We start from the raw sequence: 5,666 nt of genomic DNA, 5'->3' as shown, positions 1-5,666 counted from the left end.
TCGACGCGCTCAGCAGCGCGTGGGTGCCCACGACGATGCGCGCCTGGCCCGAGGCCGCGCGCAGCGCCGCCTTGCGGCGCTCGGCGGCCGTGAGCTGTCCGGTGAGGAGCGTGGGCATGAGCTCGGGAGCCAGGCGGGGGCCGAGCATGCGGGCGATGGAGCGCACGTGCTGCGCGGCGAGCACCTCGGTGGGGGCGATGAGCGCCGCCTGTCCCCCGGTCTCGGCCACCTGCAGCATGGCGCGCAGGGCGACGAGGGTCTTGCCGGAACCGACTTCGCCCTGCACGAGCCGGTTCATCGGCCACGCGCCTTCGAGGTCGGACGCGATGCGGCGACCGACGCTCTCCTGGTCGGGGGTGAGGGCGAACGGCAGTGCTGCGTCGAACTGTGCAAGCAGCCCCCCGGGCGTGGCGGTGCGCGACGTCGCCGACAGGGAGCGCACCTGCTCACGCTGCTGCAGCAGGGCCGACTGCAGCACGAACGCCTCATGCGTTCGGAGGGTCTCCTGTGCCTGGCCGATCTGCTCGAAAGTCTCGGGGCGGTGGATGCGCTCCAGCGCGGTGCGCGCGTCGAGCAGGTCGCGCGCGACGCGGAACGACTCCGGGAGGGGGTCGGGCACCGAGTCGAGCACGTCGAGCACGGTGTCGACGGTCTTCTTGATCTGCCAGCTGGCCACCGTGCTCGTGGCGGGGTAGATGGGGACCGGTTCGGTCGACCGCGCGCGGGCGGCCGTCAGGGCGACGGTGTCGTCCTCGAACAGCTGATAGTCGGGATGGGCGAACTGCTGCGCGCCGCGGTAGATCCCGACCTTTCCCGAGAAGATCCCCCGCCGTCCGGGGGTCAGCTCCGCCGCGCGCCATGCCTGGTTGAAGAACGTCAGCACGAGGGCACCCTGCCCGTCGCTGATGACGACCTCGAGGATGGATCCGCGCCGGTTGCGCATGCGTCGCTCGGTGGCAGAGCGCACCTCGGCGACGATGGTCACCTGCTCGCCCAGCGGCAGCGAATCGATCGGGGTCAGTTCGCCCCGCTTGGCGTAGCGCCGCGGATAGTGAGCCAGCAGATCGCCGACGGTCTGCATGCCGAAGGCGCGCTCCAGCGCCCCGGCGGTCTTGTCGCCCACCGCGGCGCGCAGACGCGACTCGAGCGACACCATGAGGGAGATTCTAGGTCGGCCCGCCGACACCCCCGTTCGCGGACCCACAGCAGGGGCGTCGTACGGTGGACGTGTGATCAGACGTACCCTCGCCCGCAGCTTCTGGGCGCTGAGCCGCTGGCGGCTCGTCACGACGCCCGCACCCGAGCGCCCCAGCGTGCTCATCGGCGCTCCGCACACATCGAACTGGGATTTCGTGATCATGCTCGCGATGGCGTGGCGCCTGGGCATCCCGGTGCGGTGGCTCGGGAAGAAGAGCCTCTTCCGCGGCTGGCGCGGGCCCCTGATGCGGGGCCTCGGCGGCATCCCCGTCGATCGCGACGACCCCCGCGGGGTCGTCGACGACGTCGTGGCCCGCATCCGGGCGGGCGAGGTGTTCGGGCTGGTCGTGACCCCCGAAGGCACGCGAGGGCCGGGTGCCTCGTGGAAGTCGGGCTTCTACCGCATCGCGCGCGAAACCGGCATGCCGGTCACCCTCGGCTACGTCGACCGCACCACCATGACCGCGGGACTGGGCGTCACGATCGAGCTCACCGGCGACGTCGGCGCCGACATGGACCGCATCCGCGCGTTCTACGCCGACAAGGCGGGGCTTCGGCCGCAGAACCGTGCCGAACCACGGCTGCGCGACGAGTCGTCGCGGCCGGTAGCGTGAAGTCGTGACTCGGATCATCTCCGGCGCCGCCGGCTCGCTCACGCTCGTCGTCCCCGACGCCGGCACCAGGCCCACCAGCGACCGTGTGCGCGAGGCGCTCTTCAGCTCGCTGGAGGCCGCCGACGTGCTCACCGGCGCCCGCGTGCTCGACCTGTACGCCGGCTCGGGTGCCCTCGGCCTCGAAGCCCTCAGCCGCGGAGCGTCGGCCGTGGACCTCGTCGAGAAGGCACCCAAGGCGGCATCCACCGCGCAGCGCAACGCCGCCGCGGTGGCACGGGCCGTCCGTGCGCCCTCGGTCGCGTGGCGGGTGCACCGCTCCAGCGCCGACGCGTTCCTGCGTGCCGGCAACGACCACTTCGACCTCGTGTTCCTGGACCCGCCGTACGACATCGGCGAAGCGGAGCTGACCCAGACGCTGTCCCTCCTGGTGTCCCGCCTCGCCCCCGATGCCACCGTCGTCATCGAGCGCGCACGCCGATCTCCCCAGCCCGGGCTTCCCGAGGGTCTCGTGCTGGACCGCGACAAGCGGTACGGCGACACCACGCTGTGGTGGGCCACCACGGCCTGACTCAGCCGCTGTGGCGGTCCCAGTCGCGGTAGGGGTCCCAGCCGCCTGGGCCGCCGTACGGCGCGTCGTCGACCAGCAAGGATTCCGCCCCCTCGGGGCGTACCTCGCCGATCACCCGGAATCGCTCGGGAAGGGCCGCGTCGGGTGCGAAGGTGGCCAGCAGCGCGTGGTCCTCGCCGCCCTCCAGCGCCGTCACCGGGTCGGATCCCAGCGCCTCTGACGTCAGCGCGATCGTCACGCCGGATGCCGCGGCGAGCCGCCGTGCATCCAGGGCGAGGCCATCCGAGACGTCCATCATCGCGGTCGCCCCCGCCGCGGCTGCGTCGGGGCCCGATGCGATCGGAGGCCGTGGGCGCAGCTGCGCCTGCATCGCGGCCGCCTCGCGCCGCGTGAGGTGCGACGTCACGACCGGCACGGCCTCGCCGCTGTCGTCGCGAAAACGGTCGAAGAGCAGCGCGAGCCCGGCGGCTGCCCTGCCGACATCGCCGGCGATGGCGACGACGTCACCGGGACGGGCGCCCGAGCGGCGCACCGGGAGTTCCCCGTCGAGCACGCCAACCGCGGTGACGGCGACGGTGAGGGTGTCCGAGATCGTGAGGTCTCCTCCTTCCACCGCGCACCCGGGCGCGAGCGCGTCGCACGCGGCGCGCAGTCCCCGCGCCAGGTCTGCGACGAAGCGCACGCCGGTCTCGGGCGGCACCGCCAGCGCGACGAAGAGGGCGACCGGACGTGCCCCCATGGCGGCCACATCGGCGAGGTTCACGGCGGCAGCCTTCCACCCGAGGTCGGTGCCTGACGACCACGCCAGGCGGAAGTCCGGACCGTGCACCAGGGTGTCGGTCGTGACGACGACCCGCTCCCCCGGCGCCGCCAGCACAGCAGCGTCGTCACCCGGTCCGACGATGGCCCGGGACGACCCGTCGAGCGCAGCGAAGACCTCCCGCAAGACGGCGCCCTCCCCGGCCGTGGCCACCGTCTGTTCGGGTTCGCTCGTCACCTTTCCACCGTACCGGCCGTGCCTGCGTGGCGACCGGGCAGGGCTCGCCGCGGTCTCGATTACGCTGGAGTGGTGCCCCGATTCCGCCCGTTCGCCGTGCTCGCCGCTGCCGCCGGCATGCTCGTTCTGAGCGGCTGCAGCGGCTCGTCGCTGGCGCTGACCGCCCCCGCCGACGCGAACAATCCGCTGTGCGCCGAGGTCATGGTGCGGCTGCCGTCGTCGATCGAGGGTCACGACCGCCGCTGGACCGACGCGCAGTCCACGGCGGCTTGGGGCGACCCGACGGCGGCGATCCTCAGCTGCGGCGTCCCGACCCCGGGACCCACCGAGGCCCGCTGCATCACGATCGACGGCGTGGACTGGATCGTCGACGAGTCCGACGCGCCGCGGTATCGCATCACGACGTACGGGCGGACGCCCGCTGTGGAGGTCTTCGTCGACAACGAGGAGGTCTCCCCCAACGAGGTGCTGTCGCGGTTCGCTCCCTACATCGTCGACACGCTGCCACGCGATCGGCAGTGCACCGAGACCGCCGAACTGCTCAGCTGACGCGTTCCCGGCCCAGTTCGATCAGCTCGGAGATGAGCCCGGGGTAGGTCATGCCCGAGGCGATCCAGCATGTGGGGAACATCGAGATGGGCGTGAAGCCCGGCATGGTGTTCACCTCATTCACGAAGAACTCCGTGCCGGTGTAGAAGAAGTCCACCCGGGCCAGCCCTTCGCCGCCGAGCGCCTCGAACGCGCGCGCCGCCACCCGCCGCATCTCAACGAGCTCGCCGTCGTGCATCGGAGCAGGGCAGACCAGGTCGACGCCCGCGGCATCGAGATACTTCGCCTCGAAGTCGTAGAAGGCCCGGCCTGTGACCACGATCTCTCCGGGCACGCTCACTCGCGGGGCGTCGCCGTCACGGCCCTGCAGCACCCCGCACTCGATCTCGCGACCCACGACGGCCTGCTCGACGAGCGCACTGGAATCCTCCGCGAGGGCGACTTCGAGCGCGGCATCGAGCTGATCCCAGCTCTCCACCTTCGACACGCCGACGCTCGAACCGGCGCGGTTGGGCTTGACGAACACCGGGAGGCCCAGCGAACGTATCTCACGTTCCCACCGGGAACGATCGCGGCGCAGATCCGCGGCGGACACTCGGCGCCACGGCACCACCGGCACCCCGGCCGCCTGCAGCACGCTCTTGGTGACGTGCTTGTCCATGCCGATGGCAGACATCAGCACACCGCCGCCGACGTAGGGCAGGCCGAGCAGCTCCAGCATCCCCTGAATCGTGCCGTCCTCGCCGAAGCGGCCGTGCAGGATCGGGAACACCACATCGATCTCGCCGAGGCTCTCCTCAGAGCCGTCGGGCCGGACCACCCGCAGCTCGCGGGACAGGGTCGACTCGGGCCAGCGCACCCGTGTGCCGTTGTCGGAGACCTCCGGCAGCGCCCCCTCGGTCAGCACGAAGCGGTCGGGATCTTCCGTTTCGAGAACGAAGGCGCCGTCGCGGGTGATGCCGATGGGGATCACCCGGTAGCGCTCGCGGTCAATCGCCCGCAGCACGCCTCCCGCCGTTGCGCAGCTGATCGAGTGCTCGCTGGAGCGACCTCCAAAGAGCACCGCCACTGCCGGCTTGTTCATTCTGCGTCCTTTCGCCCTGGGGCTGATCGTCGTCGGTGGTCAGATGCGGGGCGATGTCGCGCGGCTGCATGGTGCCGTCGAGCACCATCTTGACCTGCTCGACGATCGGCATGGCGATTCCCGCCGCCCGGGCGAGGTTCAGGATCGGCGCGACCGAACTCAAACCCTCGGCCGTCTGATCCATCTGCTTCACGACGTCGTGGTAGCTGTATCCCTGGCCCAGCAGCCGGCCCGCGGTGTTGTTGCGGCTGAGCGGCGACTGGCACGTGGCGATGAGGTCGCCCAGGCCCGCCAGGCCCTGCAGAGTCTCGGGCTGGGCGCCCTGTGCCACGGCGAAGTCGGTCATCTCCACGAGCCCTCGTGTGATGATCGACGCCTTGGTGTTCTCGCCGTAGCCGACGCCGTCGACGATGCCGATGGCCACGGCGATGAGGTTCTTCAGCACTCCCCCGAACTCGGTGCCGATCACATCGGTGTTGACGAACGTGCGGAAGTAGCGGTTGCGCGCACGACGCGCCACCGCCTCGGCTGTCTCACGGCTCGTGGACGAGATCACCGCGGCGGTCGGCTGCTCGCGGGCGATCTCGAGGGCGAGGTTCGGTCCGGATGCCACGGCGATGCGAGCCGGGTCGCAGTGCAGCTCCTGCTCGATGACCT

The 5,666-nt window shown here is 71.3% G+C and carries 7 protein-coding genes; 3 read left to right on the top strand and 4 right to left on the bottom strand.

Annotated features, from left to right (window positions below):
- Positions 1-1,156: DEAD/DEAH box helicase (locus NQ160_RS17195; protein WP_257516377.1), on the bottom strand; the 1,156-nt coding region annotated here is incomplete at its 3' end.
- Between the two features lie 73 nt (positions 1,157-1,229).
- Here NQ160_RS17195 and NQ160_RS17190 point away from each other — a divergent pair.
- The gene (locus NQ160_RS17190; protein WP_257516376.1) at positions 1,230-1,811 is read left to right on the top strand and encodes a 1-acyl-sn-glycerol-3-phosphate acyltransferase; all 582 of its coding nucleotides are present in this window, start codon (positions 1,230-1,232) and stop codon (positions 1,809-1,811) included.
- A gap of 4 nt (positions 1,812-1,815) precedes the next feature.
- Positions 1,816-2,379, top strand: coding sequence for a 16S rRNA (guanine(966)-N(2))-methyltransferase RsmD (gene rsmD / locus NQ160_RS17185; protein WP_257516375.1), 564 nt, complete (start codon positions 1,816-1,818; stop codon positions 2,377-2,379).
- 1 nt (position 2,380) lies between these two features.
- Here rsmD and thiL read toward each other — a convergent pair whose 3' ends face one another.
- A complete protein-coding gene (gene thiL / locus NQ160_RS17180; protein WP_257516374.1) occupies positions 2,381-3,376 on the bottom strand; it encodes a thiamine-phosphate kinase in 996 nt (331 codons plus the stop codon).
- Positions 3,377-3,448: 72 nt separating this feature from the next.
- Here thiL and NQ160_RS17175 point away from each other — a divergent pair, with 72 nt between their 5' ends.
- Entirely contained in the window at positions 3,449-3,925 is a 477-nt protein-coding gene (locus tag NQ160_RS17175; RefSeq protein WP_257516373.1) for a DUF3515 domain-containing protein, read from the top strand.
- Here the strand turns inward: NQ160_RS17175 and NQ160_RS17170 are convergent.
- Together NQ160_RS17170 and NQ160_RS17165 are read right to left on the bottom strand one after the other, a co-directional pair.
- The gene (locus NQ160_RS17170; RefSeq protein WP_257516372.1) at positions 3,918-5,009 is read right to left on the bottom strand and encodes a D-alanine--D-alanine ligase family protein; all 1,092 of its coding nucleotides are present in this window, start codon (positions 5,007-5,009) and stop codon (positions 3,918-3,920) included. The genes NQ160_RS17175 and NQ160_RS17170 overlap by 8 nt on opposite strands.
- The coding region (locus NQ160_RS17165; protein ID WP_257516371.1) for an NAD(P)H-dependent glycerol-3-phosphate dehydrogenase at positions 4,915-5,666 on the bottom strand (752 nt) is incomplete at its 5' end. The genes NQ160_RS17170 and NQ160_RS17165, both read right to left, overlap by 95 nt.

Source organism: Microbacterium sp. zg.Y909 (genome assembly GCF_024626565.1).
This window is presented reverse-complemented; position numbering and strand designations above follow the sequence as displayed.